Source organism: Adhaeretor mobilis (genome assembly GCF_007741515.1).
Classification (GTDB): Bacteria; Planctomycetota; Planctomycetia; order Pirellulales; family Lacipirellulaceae; genus Adhaeretor; species Adhaeretor mobilis.
Window position 1 is genome coordinate 5,243,532 of the sequence record NZ_CP036263.1, and the last position, 19,620, is coordinate 5,263,151.

A 19,620-nucleotide genomic window follows, 5' to 3' on the forward strand; every position below is an offset into this window, starting at 1 on the left:
TTGCTAGGCCACGAGCCCGACTGGAGGCAAGCGGACCGGGATACCTGCCTCGGCCATGATTTGTTTGGTCTCTTGAATCGTATACTCGCCAAAGTGAAATATGCTGGCCGCCAAGGCAGCATCGGCTTTTCCCTTGGTCACGGCATCAGCCAAATGCTGTGGGCACCCTGCCCCGCCGCTGGCTACTACGGGGATACCGACTGCTTGGCTTACTGCGGCGGTCATTTCCAAGTCGTAACCATCCTTGGTGCCGTCGGCGTCCATGCATGTGAGCACGATTTCCCCCGCGCCAAGTTCTTCGACTTGCTTGGCCCACGCTAGTGCATCGAGCCCGGTGGGAATGCGTCCACCGTTAATGAACACTTCAAACTTTTCATTACCTTCGGCATCCGTGACGCGCTTGGGGTCGATATTCACGACCGTCGCGCAGCCGCCAAAAGCCCGGCTGATTTCTGTAATGAGCTCGGGTGTACGGACAGCGGCTGAGTTAAGGCTCACTTTCTCAGCGCCGGCTTGAATGAGTTGTCGAGCATCTTCCAGCGTGCGGATCCCTCCGCCAACGGTGAACGGCATGAAAACTTGCTCCGCCGTGCGGCGCACCATGTCGCGCATAATGTCGCGACCCTCGTGACTGGCACAGATGTCCAGGAACACTAATTCGTCTGCCCCGTCACGTTCGTAACGAGCGGCTACCTCGACCGGATCGCCTGCATCGCGCAGATTCACGAAGTTGGTCCCCTTTACGACGCGACCGCGATCGACATCTAAACAAGGAATGACACGTTTGGCGAGCATGTGTGTGGGGCGAGGGTCCAAGGACGAGGCAATTACAATGGGGCAAGGCAGAATCACCCGAAGCTCCGTAGTCCTCTTAGCTTAAGTAGCCTACCGGGGTGGGTCAACTAGATGGCGGGCCAGAGACCTAGTAGTAAGGGTTGTAGTGCTTGGCCTGCGAGAAGTACCGCTTGCTACTTAGCAGCGGCGGCGAATTCGTGCCCGTAGTCAAATACAACTCAGAATCGCCGCCAAGCCGCAAGCGGCCCACTGGGTAGTGTGACCCTACCGTTGGGATCTTGCTACAATGGTGGGCATGTCTGAGCTACTTACTCTGCTGCCGCCAGTATTCCTTAAATCGCTCGCCGCCAATGGTGGCGTTCCGATTCCTATTGAGGATCCCGGCTGGCATCAGGAAATTACTCTCGCACCCGCCGAGCATCTGCCGCCGATTAGGCTCGAGCCCTCCTACATGAAGGCTGGAGTCCAGAAAACGGTTGAGCAATTTGAGCGAGGTGAATCACTCCCATGGGATATTGGGCGTACGATGAAGAAAGCCGAGCAAGGCCGGGAAGACTTGCTCTAATGCGCCCCGCAAAACCCCCACTTCCGACGATCGGCTGGCGCGAGTGGACTTCGCTTCCTGAGTTGGGTATCTCGCAAGTCAAGCCGAAGATCGATACCGGGGCCCGATCCTCCTCGTTGCACGCTCGGCACATCGAAATCTTCCAACGTGATGGTAGCGACTGGGTGCGATTTGAAGTCCAACCAGTACAACGGCGGAAGGAACCTCGGATCGTTTGCGAGGCGCCCGTGCTGGAACAGCGTTACGTGAAGAGTTCTAGCGGGCACACGACGCGGCGTGTGGTGATTCGCACAACACTCGAACTGGCAGGGCAAAGCTGGGCGATTGACCTGACGTTGGCCTCCCGCGATCAGATGGGGTTTCGTATGCTGTTAGGACGCGAAGCCGTGCGGGGACGCTTTCTTGTGGACCCAGCCAAGTCGTATTTACAAAGCCAACGACCCAAAAGACGGCTTAAAAAGAAGCAACCAAAAGGCAAAAAGCCGAAAGAGGAGTGAAACTTGAAGATCGCCATCCTGAGTCGCAATTCCAAGCTCTACTCGACCGATCGGCTGAAGCAGGCAGCTAAGGAGCGGGGCCATGAGGTATCGATCGTCGACTACTTGCGTTGCTACATGGACATCACTTCGCACCGGCCGCAAGTGATCTACCAAGGCGGCCCTTTGGAGGTCGATGCCGTGATCCCACGCATTGGAGCGTCGCACACGTTCTACGGGACTGCGGTCGTGCGGCAATTCGAGGTGAAAGGTGTATTCGTGGCGAACGAGTCGCAGGCGATCAGCCGATCACGAGACAAGCTGCGCAGCTTGCAACTGCTGGCCCGCGATGGCATCGGCCTGCCGGTCACAGGTTTTGCGCACTCCACCAAAGATATTGACGGGCTGATCAGTCTCGCAGGTGGATCGCCTTTGGTGATTAAACTCATCGAGGGTACGCAAGGCGTGGGAGTCATCCTGGCGGAAACGAAGAAGGCCGCCCAAGCTGTGATCGAAGCATTCCGCGGGCTGGATGCGAACATTCTCGTGCAAGAGTTCATCAAGGAAGCTGGCGGTGCCGATTTACGCTGCTTCGTCATCGGCGGCCGAGTTGTGGCCGCGATGAAGCGTCAAGGTCCCGAGGGTGAGTTCCGCAGCAATCTTCATCGGGGCGGCTCCGCAGAGAAAATCAAACTAACGCCCGAGGAACGTTCCACTGCGGTGCGCTCCGCGAAATCGATGGGTCTGAATATCGCGGGCGTAGACATCTTGCGGTCCAACCACGGCGCGGTCGTCATGGAAGTGAACTCATCGCCAGGGCTGGAAGGTATCGAGCAAGCCACAAACGTAGACGTCGCTGGGAAGATCATCGACTTTATCGAAAAAAACGCCAAACCGGGTAAGCAGCGTGACAAAGGAAAAGGGTAAGGTCAAGGTCGCCGCGGCTAAACCGCGAGCGGCTATCAACGAGCCTGTGACGATCTCTGGTGCCGTGGTGCAACCGGGAGAACGCGAGCGGCTTGAGATTCCCGTTGCTCGTCTGCCCACGGGTACTGCTCTTTCCTTGCCGGTGGTCGTGGTCAATGGAAAACGGCCCGGACCGACGCTTTGGATGAGCGCGGCTGTCCATGGCGATGAAGTGAACGGCTTGGAGATCATTGGGCAAGTGCTCGATCGCATCAAGCCGCGCGAGCTGGCCGGAACGATCATCGCCACGCCAATTGTGAACGTGTTTGGTTTCAACGCCCAATCTCGCTACCTGCCTGACCGCCGCGACCTAAATCGATCGTTCCCAGGCAGCTCGCGGGGCTCGCTCGCTAGCCGCTTAGCCCACCTTTTCATGCAGGAAGTCGTGCTGAAGTGCCAGTACGGTATCGACCTGCACACAGGCTCCAACCATCGCACGAACCTGCCGCAGATTCGCACCAACCTCCAAGACCCCGAATCAAGGCGCCTGGCCGAAGCGTTCGCGGCTCCGGTGATCATGCATGGTGCGGAGATCGACGGCACCCTGCGTCGCGCTGCCACTCGGGCGGGGATTCGCACGATGGTTTACGAGGCGGGCGAGCCATTGCGATTTGACGACGCGGCCATCCGCCTTGGCCGCGATGGCGTATTGCGCGTGCTGGCAGCGTTGGGCATGCGGAAGAAAAGCCCCAAGAAACGATCCGCGCACTCGGCAGTCGTCGATACCACCCGCTGGGTTCGTGCCCGGCAGAGCGGCATCTTGCGGCTGAGTACTAAGCTCGGCGCGCAGGTGGCTGAGAAAGAGCAGATCGGTTTCGTCGCGGACGCCTTTGGCGACGACCCCCGCCCGCTAATCGCACCCTCAGCTGGCATCATCATCGGTCATACGAACAACCCATTGGTGCAACAGGGCGAAGCGGTAGTCCATATCGCTTCGATGAAAAGCGACGACCATGCGGACGAAGTCGCGGCACTGCTGGCGGAGGAGTGAGATCTAATTGACCCGGGCGGCGATACCGCATGCGCTGCAGCAAACCTAGTTGCTACGCTGGCGGTTTCGCCGTACTCTCTTCGCCAACCATAAATTAGTCCCGCGACATGAACAGTTGCAGGATGTACCAGAATAGTAGCGCGACCGCGGCAAACAGTGCCAGGGAAGCAGCAACGTACTGGTCGGTACGATAGTGCAGCATCACATTCGAAGTGGAATACAGAATGTAACCGCAGGCAAGAGCGATCATCGCGTAAGTGAAGATGGGCCCCAAGGCGAAGCTAAAAAGTATAGCACAAACGATTAGGCCCATTGCGGCAATACCGCCGAACACTAGGACCGATCGCATGAAGGAAAAGTCTTGTCGCGTGATGAACACGATCGCCGTGAGCACGCCGAACAGGGCAAGTGTAGTGTACGATGCCGTGGGAATGACGCCTGCGAACCTCGGGTTGCTCGCAGCGATATAGAGCAGTGGCAAGATGATAATAGACTCTGCGACCACGTAGAGACTAAGACCAGCATATTGCATCCCTCTGGAAGTCGAGGACATCGCCCAACTGTTAGCAATCCAGCTCACAGCCATAAATGCTCCCAGGACGATCAGCCAGGAGTATTGGCCCCCCATCATCGTATTCGTGAGACGCTCAGCGATTGGCGAGTTCAGTAAGACCGCTTCCAAGCCAATAAAGGCCAAAATAGCTCCGGCCAGGTGCATGTAAGTTCGCGTAATAAACGTCGCGCGCTCACTGGACTCGGCGTGGGCGGCCATTGTGAAGTTGGACGGTGCGTAAGGATTCTCGGAGGCATTCATGGCAATTCCCTGGAATGTTGGACTTCAGTCTCTTCAAAGAGCATAGAGGATCCCTCCAAAAGCGAGGCCCCCACTATGGCAAACTTACCGTATTTTACGCACCAATCAATGCTGGGGTTCGGACCAAGCCATTGATTTACCCAGGACTCAACCGATATTATGCTTATTGGCGGCAATTTTCCGGCTTTCGACCAGTACGTCGGGCAGTCTGGTTCCGCTACCGCCTTGCCTCCTGCCTCGCAGGGCCAGGGCCCATCCACACCATCGGAGCGAATCGCATGGCTATTGAATCCACAGAGCTAACAGCCAACCGGTTCCAATCATTGATCAACACCGCCGCCTTACTGGTCGTCGGTGGGTTCCTAGGTGCTGTAGCCGTGGCTTACTTCTCCGGCGGGAGTCCGACTGGCCAGTGGGGCACCGTAGTGAACGCCACAGCGTCGCAAGGTGAGGACAACTTTACCATTGCCACGGGGCTGGTCGATCAAGATCTCGAAGGCTTTTTCTTCCTCGACTTCATCACGGGCGACTTGCGGGGGGCGATCCTCAGTCGTCGCACTGGCAAGTTCTCCGGCTTTTTTGAATACAACGTGCAGGCCGACTTCGGTACGCAGACGCAGAACCCCAAATACCTGATGGTCACCGGACTGGCCGATCTGCCGCGGGGGAAAGGCCCTTCGCAATTGGCTCGTTGCGTTGTCTATGTGGCCGAAGCTACCAGCGGTCAGGTGTATGCTTACGCGTTGCCCTACAATGGGAGCTTGAATGCCAAGGGATCGCCGCAGCAAGGCTCCTTCATAATGGTCGATGGCGGGCCGTTCCGGACTACTTTCGTGCGTGGGCAGTAAAAAGGACGAACGTGCTGGTATGCAGATTCAACTGAACGGTCGCTCTAAAGAAGTCGCCACGGGCGCGACAGTGGCGGACTTGCTCGTGGAATTGGAACTCGATTCTAGAACATTGGCGGTCGAGCGGAACCTAGAGTTGGCTCCGCGCACCGAACACGCTGCGACGCAATTGGCTGAGGGAGACCGCATCGAGATTGTGACGTTGGTGGGGGGCGGTTGAGACGTATTTATTGTAAACCTACTGGCTGGGCACCGGCGAGCTGTTAGCTCGCGGCTATTTTCCCTCTCGACAGTTTCCTCGCTCAATTTCGCAATCGACAAGCTAGCCGCAGGCTAACAGCCTGCCGGTGCACAACAGCAGACTTCATGAATTCACCAAACTTTGCCCGCCAAACCATGCCCACAGAAACCCTCACCGCTGACTCCCTGACCATCGGCACCCACACGTTGGCAAGCCGCCTCATCGTGGGCACCGGCAAGTACTCTACGTACGAGCAGATGGGCGAGTCGCTTGCCGCGAGTGGCACGGACTGCATCACCGTCGCGATCCGTCGCGAACGACTCATCGACGCGGAAGGCAACAATCTGCTCGACTTCATCGATACCTCGCGCTACACGCTGCTGCCCAACACGGCCGGTTGCTTCAATGCGGACGATGCGGTTCGAGTAGCCAAACTGGGCCGTGAGATCCTGCTCGGCATCGAAAACCCGGGGGCTGATTGGGTCAAGCTAGAATGCTTGGCCGATACAAGAACCTTGCTGCCCGATCCGGTGGCCACCATTGATGCTACCGAGCGGCTGGTGGCCGATGGCTTTCAAGTGCTTGTGTACACCAGCGACGACCCCATCGTAGCCCGTCGGCTGAAAGAAGCTGGTGCGGCGAGCGTCATGCCCGCGGGCAGCCCGATTGGCTCTGGTCAGGGGGTGCTCAACCCGAACAACATTCGTATTTGCTTGGAGTACTTGAAGGAGGGCGATCCCGATTACCCAGTCATTGTGGACGCCGGAGTGGGCGGTGCGAGCGACGTGGCCGCAGCTATGGAACTGGGCGTCGATGGCGTACTACTCAACACGGCAGTCGCTCACGCGGCTGATCCAGTGCTTATGGCCGAGGCGATGCAGCACGGGATTAAGGCGGGCAGAAAGTCGTACCTTGCCGGTCGTATTCCCAAAAAGCTCTACGCCACGGCCAGTAGTCCCGAAGAAGGGGCGATCACCGCGCGGCCCCGTTAAGAGTATTTCGCCGCCTCATGCGGCTTAGTCGCTTCTAACCGCCCCACCCCATGGACGCTTCTGCACCACCGCTGTCGGTTGAAGACATCCTCGGATCGGAGGGCTCGATTGCGCGACGGATCGAACACTACGAATCGCGCCCGCAGCAGCTGGACATGGCTCGTGCTGTGGCAGATGCCATCGAGCGGAAGAAACACCTCGTCGTGGAAGCAGGCACGGGCGTGGGGAAAAGCTTCGCCTATCTGGTGCCGGCGATTTTGGCGGCTACGGAAGCCACTGAATCGAATGGTAATGGCAAGAAACCGCTGAAGATTGTTGTCTCCACGCATACGATTAGTTTGCAGGAACAGCTCATCAGCAAGGACCTGCCGCTACTTAATAGCGTCATCCCGCGGGAGTTTAGTGCCGTGTTGGTGAAGGGTCGTCGCAACTACATGAGTTTGCGCCGGCTACATACGGCGAGTTCTCGAAGCGGCTCGCTGTTTGATTCACGAGACGCATACGACCAGCTGGACGATTTGCGCCGCTGGAGCGAGACCACACGCGACGGTTCGCTGGCTGATTTGGAGTACAAACCGGCGCCCAGCGTGTGGGACGAGGTAGCCAGCGACCACGGCAATTGCATGGGCCGGCGCTGTCCAACCTATCGCAAGTGCTTTTACTATCAAGATCGTCGGCGCGTGCAAAATGCGCAAATCTTGGTGGTGAATCATGCCCTGTTCTTTAGCGACCTATCGCTACGGCGTTCGGGGGTGAGCATTCTACCGGATTACGATGTGGCCGTGCTGGACGAGGCTCACACGGTTGAGGCCGTGGCGGCCGATCATCTAGGAGTGCGCCTCACGAGCAGCCAAATCGACTACACGCTCAGTCGGCTGTACAACGACCGAACCAACAAAGGCTTGCTTGTGGGGCACGGTTTGGAGTCGCTCGCGAAGCTGGTCGACAGTTGCCGCTATGTGGCCACGGAGTTTTTTGGCGACGTGTGGGAATGGCGCGAAGGCGAAGCACCGCCGAATGGTCGCGTGCGTGAGCCGTTGAAAATTGACAATTCGTTGAGTTCCGAACTCAAGGCGTTGGCTCTGGGTGTGAAACGAGCCGGAGATCGGTTTGAGGACGAAACCATTCGGCAGGATTTCACATCGGCACACGATCGGTTGCTGGGCCTGGCGGGCGACGTACATGCGTGGCATCGGCAACAGATCGACTCGGCAGTCTATTGGGCAGATATTCATCAATCCCGTAGCGGCCGCCCGCGGATGACGCTGGCCGCCGCACCGGTTGATGTTGGTCCGGCCTTGCGAGAACAGCTTTTCCAGGAAGTGAAGACCGTAGTACTCACCAGCGCGACCCTGGCGGTAGGTCGACAGGGCTCGTTCGACTTCTTCAAGGAACGTATCGGGCTCACCGGGAGCAAGTCGTTGTCGCTGGACAGCCCGTTTGATTACAAACGGCAAGTCGAACTAGTCACGCTCACCGATATGCCCGACCCGAGCGGGCAACGCTCCGACTATGAGAGGGCTTGCCTGGATTCGCTCAAGTACTTTCTGCGCGAGAGCGACGGCCGGGCGTTTGTGCTGTTCACTAGCTACGACACGATGCGCAAAGCGGCCTCAGGGCTTTCGAAGTGGCTCGACCAGAACAATCTCACGCTCATCAGCCAAGCGGACGGCACGCCGCGCAGCCGCATGCTGGAATTGTTCAAGGAGAACCCTCGCTCGGTACTATTCGGGGCAGATAGCTTTTGGCAAGGCGTGGATGTGCCGGGCGAAGCGTTGCAGTTAGTGGTGATCACGAAGCTGCCATTCAGTGTGCCTGATCGCCCGCTATTGGAAGCACGCTTGGAAGCAATCAAAGAGGCGGGCGGGCAGCCGTTTCGCGAGTACCAACTCCCCGAGGCGGCGTTGAAGCTCAAGCAAGGCTTCGGCCGCCTAGTGCGCAGCCAACGAGACACGGGCCGCGTGGTGATTCTCGACCCGCGCATCAACACTAAATCCTACGGGCGCACGTTCCTGGACTCGTTGCCCGAGTGCCGGGTGGTGAAGATGAGCCGGCCGAGAGCTTGAATTCTTCTCGTCCCTAGCCGCTGTGCTACGCACCACGGGTCGTTGATGCTTGAGCCGATTCGTAACTCCTTGCTGTTGACAAATTCTCGCAGCGGGCAAAACTTCGGCGGTGCGTAGCACCGCGGCTAGGGGGTGCATTATAATGCTTGCAAACCGTTCTTCTTGATTCCCCCAAATTCAAATTGCTATCTCTATGAGAATTTCAACACGCTTTGTGACTGTCTCGCTCGCGGCCGCTTGCTTCGTCACGGTGTTCTTCAATGACTCTGCCTGCAATCGCTTATCGGCACAAGAGAACGATATCCCTGAAGAGCGGGGCACCGCGCCAGAGCCAATCAATATTCCCCGCAAGGGAGAGAAGCTAACGATCCGCGATGTGCCGCGCGACGAAGTCATTTGCTTCGCACTCTATACCACACAGGATCGCGTGCTAAAGCTATCCGCACAGCTCTATCCGCTGCTGGAGGGCGAGTCGCGCGAAGTGAGCTTAGAGCTCAATCGCAATGGACAATGGCAAACGGCTAACAAGCAGAAAGTGGACGAGGCGCACTGGATGACCACTTTCCGGGTTGAGGATTGGGACGACACGAAACAAGTCACCTATCGCGTCACCCACCCGGGCGGAGCGATTTACGAGGGGATCATTCGTGCCAACCCACGTGTCAAGGAAGAAATTGTCGTGGCCGCGTTCACGGGCAATTCAAATAGAGACCGCGGCCCGCGGCAGGACATCGTCGACAACGTGAAGGCCCAAGACCCCGACCTGCTTTTCTTCTCGGGCGATCAAAGCTATGACCACAACCAGCACTATAAGGCGTGGTTGTTGTTCGGCGAGCAATTTGGCGAAATCATCAAGGACCGACCCACTGTCACCATTCCCGACGACCACGACGTAGGGCAAGCCAACCTGTGGGGAGCTGCTGGAAAACATTCCAAAAAAGGAAGCGGCTCCGATGGTGGCTACTTTAAAAAAGCTGAGTACGTGAACATGGTGCAGAGGGCCCAGTGCGCCCATCTCCCCGACCCCTATGACCAGACGCCTGTCGGACAAGACATCTCGGTTTACTATACGTCGCTGAACATCGGTGGTATCGACTTCGCGATTGTCGAAGACCGCAAGTGGAAGACCGGCCCTGAGGGAATGGTACCCCAACAAGGTCCGCGCCCCGACCATGTGAACAATCCCAGTTACGACCCCGCGACAGTCGATCTGCCGGAAGCCCGCCTGCTGGGCGAACGGCAACTGGAGTTCCTGCGCGAGTGGGGTCAGGATTGGGAGAACGCTGAAATGAAGTCTGTTCTCTCGCAAACTATCTTCGCTGGCGGGGCGCATATTCACGGCCCAAACCAGGAGCGACTGCTGGCTGATATGGATAGTAACGGCTGGCCCCAAACGGGTCGCAACCAAGCCCTCTACGAATTGCGACGCGCATTCGCGTTTCACATCGCTGGCGATCAGCACTTGGCAACGGTCATCCATCACGGCACCAATCAGTGGGAAGATGCCATCTGGTCGTTCTGTGTGCCGTCGATCGTAAATTTTTACGGTCGTTGGTGGTGGCCGCTGGAGGACTCGAAAGGCGCGGGCGAGCCGGAGCGCGAACTGGGCAAGCTGAAATTCAATGGCCGCTACTACGACGGTTTTCGCAATAAGGTGACCATGCACGCCTACGCCAACCCGACCGACGAGAACTACAACGCGGCCGGTTACGGCATCATTCGCTTCAATAAACCGTCGCGTGAGATCGTCATGGAATGCTGGCCCCGGCACGTGGATGTGACCGCGGTCGATGCCGCCCAAATGCCAGGCTGGCCAGTAACGATCGCCCAACAAGACAACTACGCGCGCGAAGCCCGCGGCCATCTGCCCACAGTGAAAGTGGCCGAAGGGATGAGACCCGTCATTCAAGTGATTGACCAATCCACCGGCGAGTCGGTGTACACGCTGCGTGCCCCGGCCGACGAGTTTCAGCCCTACGTTTTCCACAGCGGCAAGTACACCTTACGTGTGGGCGAGGGCGAGGACATAAAAGAATTCTCCGATTTGGAGGCGACTGAAGAGCCTGGGAATGAAGTTCTTGAGGTAAAGTTTGAGTAAGTGGGCCGGTTGTCACTAGCTAACAGCTGCTTGATTCTCACAACACCAATGAAAAAACTCCGCTCTCGTCAACGCTTTGGAAAATACCTCATTGAGCGGAAGCTCGGCGAGGGAGGGTTTGCTGTCGTCTACCAGGCGCGCGATACGATCGAGGGTGTGCAGGTCGCACTCAAGATTCCGCATGAGCACATGGTTGATGTGGACACGCTCGAAGCCTTTCGGCGCGAGGTGCGACTGATTGCGAAGCTCGATCACCCGAATATTCTTCCGCTGAAAACAGCCGACCTGATTGAAGGCCAGCTGGTTGTCGCAAGTCTACTGGGCAAGGGGACGCTCGAGGAACGGTTAACCAAGCGAATGTCGCTCGACCTGGCGCTCGCCTTCGCCAAGCAGATGCTCGCCGGAGTGGCGTATGCGCATGGTGAGAAAATCCTGCACTGCGATATCAAGCCGGAGAACTTTATCCTGTTTGAGGGCAATCACCTGCGACTATCAGACTTCGGCGTGGCGCGGGTCTCGCGCCGCACCGTGCAAGGCTCTGGTGCAGGGACCCTTGGTTACATGGCCCCTGAGCAAGCGATGGGCCGACCCACATTTCAGTCCGATGTGTTCGCCCTCGGGCTGGTGTTTTATCAGATGTTCACCGGCTATCTTCCCGAATGGCCGTTTGATTGGCCGCCCGAGGGGATCGAGGTGCTGAATGAAAAGCTCTCGCCACCGATGGTTGCCTTCTTGCAACGCGCGATGGAGCTCTCCCCCAAAAAACGTTTTGCTGATGGCAAGGCGATGCTCTCTGCGTTTGAACGCATTAAAGTGCGCGTAAAACGTGCAAAGCGCAGCACACGCACGGGAACGGGACGCCGGCCTAACACAACCGACTGGCGTGCGATGCGCTACAAGCAGTTCCTCGCTGAATTCAAATCGCTCAAAGCAACGCATACGTGTGTCGCCTGTCAGGGCCCCGTTGCGGAATCAATGACCGGCTGCCCGTGGTGCGGCAAGCCGCGCTGGCAACACCCCGGCGAAACGGATATGCCCCAGTGCTGCCCGCGCTGTCGCCGCGGCATGAAACTTGATTGGGAGTATTGTCCCTGGTGCTATGGTCCAGGCTTTGAAGTGACCACTTCCCGAGAGTACACCGACCGCCGCTACTCCGGTCGTTGCCAGAACACTAAATGTACACGCAAAGTGCTCATGCCCTTTATGAGTTACTGCCCTTGGTGCCATATCAAGGTCCGTAAAAAGTGGCCCCTCGAGTCCTCGGTGAGTCCAACCAAGCATCGCTGCGGCAAGTGCGGCTGGGGCATCGCCAAAGACTACTGGAGCCATTGCCCCTGGTGCTCGCATCGGCTGGCGGAGAAGTGATCTTTGGAAAACACTATACTTTAGAGTAACTTTGCCGGCGTGACGTCGTGAGGGACGTAGTAGGATTGTCTATTCGGAAAGAGAACCACGTTGACGGAATTGAAACAACTCACCCCTGGCAATTCGCAATCGTGGCTGGAAGCTAACGACGAGGTTCCACATACGATTGGGGTGAGTGGTGCCACCGCAGCAGTGCTTTCGGCTCGTAGTCCTGACAAAGACACCTGCAACGAGGATGCCGCCTTGGTGCTCGCCATGCAAAGTGGCAGCACACTGCTCATGGTGGCTGACGGGTGCGGCGGTATGGCAAGCGGTGAGTTGGCCGCGAGGTTGACGCTGGAGTCGGTGCTCAGCTCGGTACTTGCTGCTAATCCAGAAGAGTCGCTACGCTCGGCCATTCTCGACGGCATTGAATCCGCCAATCGCGAGGTCATGGCCGTGGGTACGGGTTCTGCAACGACTCTTGTAGCAGCGCTCATCGAAGAGAATCAAGTGCGTACGTTTCACGTGGGTGACTCGCAGGCGATACTCGTCGGTGGTCGGGGCAAAGTCAAATTGCTCACAAAAGCACACTCCCCAGTAGGCTACGCACTAGAGTCGGGCATCATCAACGAGCGCGAGGCCATCGAACACGAAGATCGCCATCTCGTTTCAAACCTCATCGGCGTGGAAGAAATGCACGTCGAGATTGGGCCCACCGTGCCGCTTGCCCAGCGCGATATGCTACTGCTCGCCAGCGACGGTCTGTGGGACAATATGTTCATGCAAGAAGTTGTGGACGCCACTTGTCGCGGTCCGGCGCTGCATGTGGCCACGCGTCTGGCGGGCGCAGCTTGGCAGCGGATGCACGACCAACCTGCGGGCGATCCCGGCAAGCCAGATGATCTGACGCTGATTGCACTTAGTCGACGGTGAAGGACACTTCCACATGCTGAGAGCGTCTTCGAGATTGCTGTAGCGACTTCCAGAAGACATTTCGCCGCGGTGCTTGCACCGAGATTACTGACGTGCCGCTATAGCAACTTCAAAACTGCTCTAGGTTGCTGTCCTAATATACGCAAAGCATTCGGCTGAATTGTCCTGGAATCAGCAAATTCGTCGCAAACCTAATCTGTTAGGACGCGTCGGCGTTTCACGCTAAACGCACCAAGCAAAAAGTGTTTGATACGTTGGTCTGTCTGCCGGTGCAGGTAGCTGATTCGCTGCCGTATCCTTCACGCCAACCAGACGCTCGAGATCGCTTCGCTTGGCCTGGGAGGTGTGGGTGGCTGGTTCCTCTGGCGATGGCCTGCCAAGGTCGAGTGAGAACCCAGCCCCAAGTGAGTTCCGGAGGTCCGTTGGAATGAGCGTCGCTGACTTGGCCTTTGTTGGTGGGAGCTGGTGTTGTTTTGGCATATTTCCCCCAGGAGAAATCTTATTTACATGCAAACTATCGACTGACTTCGCTCTCAGCCACTGTTTTTGGCGGCGGTTTAGCAGCCGAAAGCGATAGTTGCCATGCAATTGGGTACGTTGTTTATCGTTACTCGGCAAGCAAAATTGGGGGCGAACAGTAACGCATCCATGCTTGCTTTATCAAAGCCGGCTTGTTAATCTTGCGGTTTGCTGCATGCCCCCCCCCCCTGGCTCCGCACCTTCGGTAGGACTGGACAGCCCGATGAACCGTTTGGCCCTTGCGTGGTACGTAAACAGTAGTTCGCTTTGCCTTTGCATGCTGACGTCCGCGCTATCGGCGCCGGCTTTGGGGCAGGAGACGATTTCCACCGATACCACTCAAACGGGCGGAACCTACACCACCACGGGAACAAATGCCTTCTATAAAGGGTTCTTGTTCGTTACCGACGCCGATAACGATCCGACACTCATGTTGCAGTCCGGCGCTACTTGGAACTCGCGCGCGCTGGTGGTCGGTGGCGGGGAGGACCAAACCGGTAATCTTTTGATCCAAGGCGGGAGTGCATTGATCAACACACTTGACACTCCAGGCGGGGATGGAGGCACATTTTTTGGCGGCGGCGTGAATATACGTCGCGGACAAGCCCTTCTAGGTTTGTTGGCGGGTGCCACCGGCACCGCCACCGTCACCGGGCCAGGCTCGACGTGGGAGAATTCCTCGCTCTTGGCTGTTGGCAATTCGGGGATGGGTGTGTTGGCGATCGAAGACGGTGCGATGGTCACCAGCACCGCAGGCACTATTGGCGTGCGTGCCGGCTCCACCGGGTCTGTAACTATCAGCGATCCGAATTCACAGTGGATCAACTCCAGTACTATGGAAGTGGGTTTTCTTGGAAGTGGAACGCTGTCGATTTATGGTGGGTTGGTCAGCAACGCCGTAGGATCCATTGCTGGTGCTGAAGGCGGTTCGGGGACAGTCCTCGTAAGCGGCGACAACTCAGAATGGCAAAATTCTTCTGATTTGCGAGTGGGCTTTCGTGACATTGGTATGCTTACGATCGAGGCCGGCGGCACGGTAACCAGTAACGGGAGCACTATCGGAAACCGTGAGACAGGAATTGGGACGGTCCATGTCACGGGGGCGGGTTCACAGTGGCAATCTTCGCGTGAAATCAGCTTAGGACAATCTGGCTCTGGAACCCTGTCCATTCTAGATGGTGGCGTCGTCACCATCACCAGCTCGGGAGGTGGAACCACGCTAGGAAGATTCAGCGGCTCAGAGGGTTCAGTCACCGTCTCGGGCACAGGTTCGCAGTGGCAGAACAACATCCCCCTCTATGTAGGCGTAGAAGGCACGGGGACACTAACAATCGACAATGGCGGGTTCGTCAGTAACTCGACGGGCAATGTCGCCTACGATACTGGTTCTGTAGGGACGGTTACCGTGACAGGCCCAAACTCGCAATGGGAAAATAGTCAGAATTTAGCGATCGGATCTTTTGATGGCGACAGCACCGGGATGGTGACGGTGAGTGGCGGTGGGTCAATCTCCGTCGGTGGTCTGTTATTCATCGGGTCCGGGAGCACGCTGAATGTGGATCCTGGCGGATCGATTGACTTCACCGGCTCTGACAGGATTATTAACAATGGGGTCATCAATGGCCCGATAGATACGAACCGGCGTATCTTTGGCTCGGGCACCTTTTCGGATCTTACGGTCGGCGACGGGACGATAGTCAACCCGGGAAACAGTCCGGGTAGTATGAGTACCACCACCACCTCATGGGGTAATGGCGGAATCTACGAATGGGAGACCACCGAAGTCGAGGGTGTGGCGGGGACCGACTGGGACCTGTGGAATGCCAATAACTTAGGCATTGTGGACAGTGGCGCCTTTACAATTGAGATCAAGCCGATTGATGGCAACAGCAATCCCGCCGCTCTAGCCGGCTGGGATCCGACACAGAGTCACGAATGGCTGATTGGCACCTCCACCAACGCTGCATTTACCGACACTGCATTGCTCAATCTGGAACTGGATGTTTCGGAGTTCATGTCGTTGCATGATCTGGCAGACGGCAGTTTTGGATTATTCTCGACCGATGACAAAAACTCGCTGTTTCTGAAATTTACCGCACCGCTCCTCGGCGACTTCGACGCTGATGGCATTTGGGATGCCGATGACCTTGATTTGTTAGCCGCTGCTGCGCAATCCGGCTCGACCGATGTGTTCTTTGATCTGAATAACGACGGCATGGTGACCTTCGAGATCGGCAGCGGCAGCGATTCCGACTATTGGCTTCACACGCTGCTTGGCAGCGAGTATGGCGACCTCGACCTTGATGGCGTGATTGATGGAGCTGACTTCAGTACACTGCTGGGCAATTTCGGCACAACGAGCGGCTGGGCAGCCGGCAACATTGATGGCAGCACCGTTGTCGACGGTGCCGATTTCAGCACGCTGCTGGGGAATTTCGGATTCACGAGCACTGCGTCGTTGGCTGCGTCCACAGTGCCCGAACCGTCAACTCTCGGATTATTGCTACTCGCACTTTCAGTCTGCGTTTCCTCTGCCAGATTGTCAAACTAAAAAGAAGACTTTGTACCTCTAAGTGGGGGAGCAATCGACATGTACCGACTAACCTTTATCAGCCTACTCTTGGCAATAGTTGTCGATCCTGCAAGTGCGACGTTGGTCGTTTCGACCGACGAAGTTTCCTCTGGGAGTTTCGCGATTGCGGTGACAACGGACCAAGTATTTGACGCGATCGAAATCGGCGTGAACGGCGACGTCGGAAACGGTGTCAACATTGTTCCGATTAGCCCGACGACGATGGGGCAGAATTATGTTTCTTCCAGTCCTTCTTTTACGCTCCTATCAGCGTTGGGCACGAACTTGGAGGCCGATGGTGTCTTTGAGCCTGGACTGAATTTCGATCTCGACCTGACCTATGGCGTTACGAGCCCAGTACCGGGGCAATGGACGTCGGGCTTGAGTAATGCATTATTCCTGCATTTCGACCTCGTAAATCCCAGTGCAATCGCGAATGTGACCGTCAACTTGTATAATGGTTCGCCAACACCGTTTGCAAGTGAGACAGTACAAGCTATCTCCGCGATTCCCGAAGCAAGCTCCGTGGTGGTGTGGTCGCTACTCAGCATTGGTGTTTTAGTTGCCGGATTATCTCGCAATTTCAGGGGTTGCGCCAATCGCAGTGTCGCCGTAGCGGTGGTCGCTTGAGCCGAATCCAAGTTCTGTCTCGCACTATTTCCGCCATTGCCTCACTGGCGACGTTTCTTCTGTTGATCGGCGACCAGGCTCGTGCTACGACGATCGAGATCACCTCGATCTCGACCGAGAATTATGTCGTCGCGGTTTCGACAGAGTCTGTGTTCGACACACTGGTTCTTGGTGTTGATGGCGACGTGTCCGAAGGCGTTAACGTAGTTCCATTGAATGACCAGTTGGCCGCGCGCGTGCTTACCTCAACAACGAGCGGATTCCGGTTATTAACGCCGCTAGGTGCTCCCGACAATGAGGGCGTATTCGAACCGGGAATCTCGCACGCTATTGATTTGACTTACGGTGTGACAAGCCCCGTCCCCGGCGAATGGATTGACGGGCTCGACTCGGCGCTATTTATTTCCTTCCGACTTCAAAGTGGTGTTGCGGCGATTAGTCTTCGACTGCTCCACCAGGGAACCGAGGTTGAAGCAACGACGAGTTCGTTTCCGCTACCCATGGCAACCGGGGACTATAACCTCGACGGGTTAGTAGACGGCGCCGACTTCCTGGCAATACAACGAGGCAATCCGTCGTTAATTTCCGTATGGCAAACGCAGTATGGTTCTGGCTCGGCCCTACTCGCTCTCTCGCAGCAAGTGCCTGAGCCGACGACACTGGTGCTGATAACCCTCTGCACGCTAGCCGCCTTCGGCTATCGCGAAGTACGATAAATGGAGATTGCGTTCGCACAGCGAACTGATGCAGCGGTAGTCCCCGCACCGTTTTTCTTAGCTTGCTTATGACAAAATCGGTTCAACAGTAAGCGTCATTCAACTAAGGACTTACGCCGATATCGATGCCCCTAAAGTCGTCCCGATTTCAAAACCCCAATACTCGGTCGGCTTTTGGCTTTTGGCAATGCTCCTAACGTGCAAAATCACGCGAATGCGGGGGATACCATTCGTCCGCGAAAACGGTGGGAAAATCATCCCAGAAGCGATCAATGGAATCGCCTGCAGCGATAGGGCCAATGAGCGCCTGGATGGTAACACGTGTCCCCGTGAACACAGGGGCAACGCTCACGATCTCAGGGTCAAAATGAACAACCGTTGTTGTCTCTTCTCCCCAAAAAAGACTCGTGGGCTCTTCTGCTGTTCTACGCATATTCCATCCAGCCCGGCTAGTTCGAACCAATCGCCGCTCCCGCTTCCCAGCCCGCTTCGCTACGCTCGACGCGGCGATAAAGGGTGTCGCGCTCAATCGGCTCGCGGCCCGCTTCTTCGATGAGGCGGCGGAGGTCGGCAACGGTCATCATTTCGGGCGTCTCGGCACCGGCGTCGTGGTAAATGAGCTCGTGCCTTACCGTGCCGTCGATATCGTCCGCACCGTAGCTGAGGGCAATTTGCGCGGTGCCGATACCTAGCATGATCCAGTATGCCTTGATGTGCGGAATGTTGTCGAGCATCAGTCGGCTCACGGCCATCGTGCGCAGATCTTCAGGCCCAGTGGGCTTCTTGATATGCGACAGGCCCGTGTTATCCGGATGGAATGCCAATGGGATGAACGTTTGGAAACCATTGGTCTCGTCCTGCAGTTCGCGCAAACGAATCAAGTGATCGATTCGGTGGAACGGCTTTTCGACATGCCCATACAGCATCGTACAATTGGTTCGCAGCCCTAGCTCGTGAGCCGTGCGATGGGTTTCAAACCAGCGGCCGGAGTCTGCCTTGTGTTCGCAGATTTGGCTGCGCACCTCAGGATGAAAAATCTCTGCCCCGCCGCCCGGCATGCTGCCTAGCCCGGCATCGATCATGTCCTCCATCACCCAGCGTAACGGCTGCTTCGTGAGTCGCTCGAACCAATCAATCTCAACCGGCGTCCACGCTTTCAGGTGCAGCTCGGGATAGGCCTCGTGGAGCAAGCTGATCACTTTGCGGTACCACTCGTACTTCGCCTGATGATGCAAGCCGCCGACGATGTGCATTTCCGTGCAGCCATTGTTCACTGCCTCTTGCCCGCGAGCGAGCACCTGCTCGTCGTTCATCCAGTAGCTTTTTTTATCACGCAGGTCCGCGCGAAACGCGCAGAAAGTACAGCGATACACGCACACGTTGGTGGGATTCAAGTGCGTGTTAATGTTGTAATAAGCCGCGTTGCCGTTCTTACGTTCGCGCACCAAGTTGGCCAGCTCGCCTAGTTCAGGCAGCGGCACCTGCGGGTCGTAGAGCAGCAGGCCATCGTCGAACGAGAGACGCTCGCCGGCTTCGACCTTTTCGCGGATGGGGGCAAGGATGGGGGTAGAGGTTCTAAGCATAGGATATTCGAGTAGTTAGGACTCGCGCAGAGCCGCAGAGACAGCAGAGTTGTAATTTATCGGTCGCTGTCATTGATACCGTTCACAATGCGTGTGATTCCATCTTTCATGAGGTTAACGTTAAAGTTCAGCAGCAGCCCTAAAGGATGCTTGGTGAGTCGAAGGTAAGTGAGCAATTGTTTTTTGTGAACTGGGTTGACTTGCTCAATTGACTTTATCTCAATAACAATACGATTCTCAACTAGCAAATCGATCCGATAGCCTTCATCAAACCGAAGCCCTCGATACTCAATGGCAATCGCGACTTGCCTCTCACAAGCCAATTCTCTTTGCTTCAATTCATGATAAAGAACCACCTCGTATACTGACTCTAGCAACCCCGGCCCCACCTCTCGGTGGATTGCAATCGCAGCATCGACAACCTCTCCACTGATTCGATTTGTCTCTTCCATCGAAGTCACTATCAAT

The 19,620-nt window shown here is 56.7% G+C and carries 19 protein-coding genes; 14 read left to right on the forward strand and 5 right to left on the reverse strand.

The window, feature by feature from the left end; translation table 11 throughout:
* Positions 1-3 precede the first annotated feature (3 nt).
* Positions 4-795 carry an imidazole glycerol phosphate synthase subunit HisF gene (gene hisF / locus HG15A2_RS20590; protein ID WP_145062873.1) on the reverse strand — a complete coding sequence of 264 codons (792 nt, stop codon included), beginning with the start codon at positions 793-795 and terminating at the stop codon, positions 4-6.
* 295 nt (positions 796-1,090) lie between these two features.
* Here hisF and HG15A2_RS20595 point away from each other — a divergent pair, with 295 nt between their 5' ends.
* Genes HG15A2_RS20595 through HG15A2_RS20610 form a run of 4 tightly spaced genes read left to right on the forward strand, consistent with a single transcriptional unit; the run spans position 1,091 to position 3,793 of the window.
* Positions 1,091-1,360 carry a hypothetical protein gene (locus tag HG15A2_RS20595; RefSeq protein ID WP_145062875.1) on the forward strand — a complete coding sequence of 90 codons (270 nt, stop codon included), beginning with the start codon at positions 1,091-1,093 and terminating at the stop codon, positions 1,358-1,360.
* Positions 1,360-1,857 carry an ATP-dependent zinc protease family protein gene (locus HG15A2_RS20600; protein WP_145062877.1) on the forward strand — a complete coding sequence of 166 codons (498 nt, stop codon included), beginning with the start codon at positions 1,360-1,362 and terminating at the stop codon, positions 1,855-1,857. Before HG15A2_RS20595 ends, HG15A2_RS20600 begins: the two co-directional genes overlap by 1 nt.
* Positions 1,858-1,860: 3 nt before the next feature.
* Positions 1,861-2,763 (forward strand): 30S ribosomal protein S6--L-glutamate ligase, encoded by a 903-nt coding sequence (rimK, locus tag HG15A2_RS20605; protein ID WP_145062880.1) that lies wholly within the window; start codon positions 1,861-1,863, stop codon positions 2,761-2,763.
* Complete coding sequence (locus HG15A2_RS20610; RefSeq protein WP_218932143.1) at positions 2,744-3,793, forward strand: succinylglutamate desuccinylase/aspartoacylase family protein; 1,050 nt, start codon at positions 2,744-2,746, stop codon at positions 3,791-3,793. Before rimK ends, HG15A2_RS20610 begins: the two co-directional genes overlap by 20 nt.
* A 94-nt stretch (positions 3,794-3,887) precedes the next feature.
* On the opposite strand, the gene HG15A2_RS20615 is transcribed toward HG15A2_RS20610, so the two are convergent.
* Positions 3,888-4,607, reverse strand: a complete 720-nt coding sequence (locus HG15A2_RS20615) for a Bax inhibitor-1/YccA family protein (RefSeq protein ID WP_218932144.1) — start codon at positions 4,605-4,607, stop codon at positions 3,888-3,890.
* Between the two features lie 278 nt (positions 4,608-4,885).
* Between HG15A2_RS20615 and HG15A2_RS20620 the strand changes: the two genes are divergently transcribed.
* The 10 genes from HG15A2_RS20620 (at position 4,886) to HG15A2_RS20665 (ending at position 17,569) form a co-directional block, all read left to right on the forward strand.
* Positions 4,886-5,455 carry a hypothetical protein gene (locus HG15A2_RS20620; RefSeq protein WP_145062882.1) on the forward strand — a complete coding sequence of 190 codons (570 nt, stop codon included), beginning with the start codon at positions 4,886-4,888 and terminating at the stop codon, positions 5,453-5,455.
* Positions 5,456-5,474: 19 nt separating this feature from the next.
* Entirely contained in the window at positions 5,475-5,675 is a 201-nt protein-coding gene (gene thiS, locus HG15A2_RS20625; protein ID WP_145062884.1) for a sulfur carrier protein ThiS, read from the forward strand.
* 146 nt (positions 5,676-5,821) lie between these two features.
* A complete protein-coding gene (locus HG15A2_RS20630) occupies positions 5,822-6,688 on the forward strand; it encodes a thiazole synthase (RefSeq protein ID WP_449186094.1) in 867 nt (288 codons plus the stop codon).
* Positions 6,689-6,738: 50 nt separating this feature from the next.
* Positions 6,739-8,754, forward strand: coding sequence for an ATP-dependent DNA helicase (locus tag HG15A2_RS20635; protein ID WP_145062886.1), 2,016 nt, complete (start codon positions 6,739-6,741; stop codon positions 8,752-8,754).
* 193 nt (positions 8,755-8,947) lie between these two features.
* Positions 8,948-10,852 (forward strand): hypothetical protein, encoded by a 1,905-nt coding sequence (locus HG15A2_RS20640; RefSeq protein WP_246117815.1) that lies wholly within the window; start codon positions 8,948-8,950, stop codon positions 10,850-10,852.
* A 48-nt stretch (positions 10,853-10,900) separates the two neighbouring features.
* Positions 10,901-12,217 carry a serine/threonine protein kinase gene (locus HG15A2_RS20645; RefSeq protein ID WP_145062888.1) on the forward strand — a complete coding sequence of 439 codons (1,317 nt, stop codon included), beginning with the start codon at positions 10,901-10,903 and terminating at the stop codon, positions 12,215-12,217.
* A gap of 90 nt (positions 12,218-12,307) precedes the next feature.
* Positions 12,308-13,132: a PP2C family protein-serine/threonine phosphatase gene (locus tag HG15A2_RS20650; RefSeq protein ID WP_145062890.1), complete on the forward strand. Its 825-nt coding sequence runs from the start codon at positions 12,308-12,310 to the stop codon at positions 13,130-13,132.
* 742 nt (positions 13,133-13,874) lie between these two features.
* A complete protein-coding gene (locus HG15A2_RS20655; RefSeq protein WP_218932145.1) occupies positions 13,875-16,202 on the forward strand; it encodes a beta strand repeat-containing protein in 2,328 nt (775 codons plus the stop codon).
* Between the two features lie 39 nt (positions 16,203-16,241).
* On the forward strand, positions 16,242-16,853 hold the full coding sequence (locus HG15A2_RS20660) for a hypothetical protein (RefSeq protein WP_145062894.1): 612 nt from the start codon (positions 16,242-16,244) through the stop codon (positions 16,851-16,853).
* Positions 16,850-17,569, forward strand: a complete 720-nt coding sequence (locus tag HG15A2_RS20665; RefSeq protein ID WP_145062896.1) for a hypothetical protein — start codon at positions 16,850-16,852, stop codon at positions 17,567-17,569. Before HG15A2_RS20660 ends, HG15A2_RS20665 begins: the two co-directional genes overlap by 4 nt.
* A 193-nt stretch (positions 17,570-17,762) precedes the next feature.
* Here the strand turns inward: HG15A2_RS20665 and HG15A2_RS20670 are convergent, their stop codons facing one another.
* From HG15A2_RS20670 to HG15A2_RS20680, 3 genes are read right to left on the reverse strand one after another with little or no spacing between them, the layout of a single operon-like run.
* Complete coding sequence (locus HG15A2_RS20670) at positions 17,763-18,002, reverse strand: DUF433 domain-containing protein (RefSeq protein WP_145062898.1); 240 nt, start codon at positions 18,000-18,002, stop codon at positions 17,763-17,765.
* A gap of 16 nt (positions 18,003-18,018) precedes the next feature.
* Positions 18,019-19,152 carry an aminofutalosine synthase MqnE gene (gene mqnE / locus HG15A2_RS20675; RefSeq protein ID WP_145062900.1) on the reverse strand — a complete coding sequence of 378 codons (1,134 nt, stop codon included), beginning with the start codon at positions 19,150-19,152 and terminating at the stop codon, positions 18,019-18,021.
* 56 nt (positions 19,153-19,208) lie between these two features.
* Positions 19,209-19,604 carry a GxxExxY protein gene (locus tag HG15A2_RS20680; protein ID WP_145062902.1) on the reverse strand — a complete coding sequence of 132 codons (396 nt, stop codon included), beginning with the start codon at positions 19,602-19,604 and terminating at the stop codon, positions 19,209-19,211.
* Positions 19,605-19,620: the final 16 nt, after the last annotated feature.